This is a genomic window from Streptomyces hilarionis, from assembly GCF_024539675.1.
Taxonomy (GTDB): domain Bacteria; phylum Actinomycetota; class Actinomycetes; order Streptomycetales; family Streptomycetaceae; genus Streptomyces; species Streptomyces hilarionis.
On the sequence record NZ_JAHHIT010000667.1, the window covers coordinates 1 to 290 of the forward strand.

The following is a 290-nucleotide window of genomic DNA, read 5'->3' on the forward strand; positions in this document are numbered from 1 at the left end:
GTGCAGCCGTTTCGGCACTGTTCGCCAATGATGGAGCCGCACTGATTCTGACCCCAATCGTCATCGCGATGCTGACGGCGCTTCGCTTCAGCCCGGCATCCACCTTGGCATTCGTGATGGCCGCAGGCTTCATCGCTGATACCGCCAGTCTGCCGATGGTGGTGTCCAACCTGGTGAACATCGTTTCGGCAGACTTTTTTGGCGTGGGTTTCGGTGAATACGCTTCTGTCATGTGGCCAGTGAACCTAGTGGCCGTGGCCGCGACACTGTTCATGCTCTGGATGTTCTAT

1 protein-coding gene is annotated in these 290 nt (G+C 57.2%); it reads left to right on the forward strand.

The genetic code is table 11. The features are described 5' to 3' along the window. The coding region (locus KMS84_RS44470) for an ArsB/NhaD family transporter (RefSeq protein ID WP_285894510.1) at positions 1-290 on the forward strand (290 nt) is incomplete at both ends.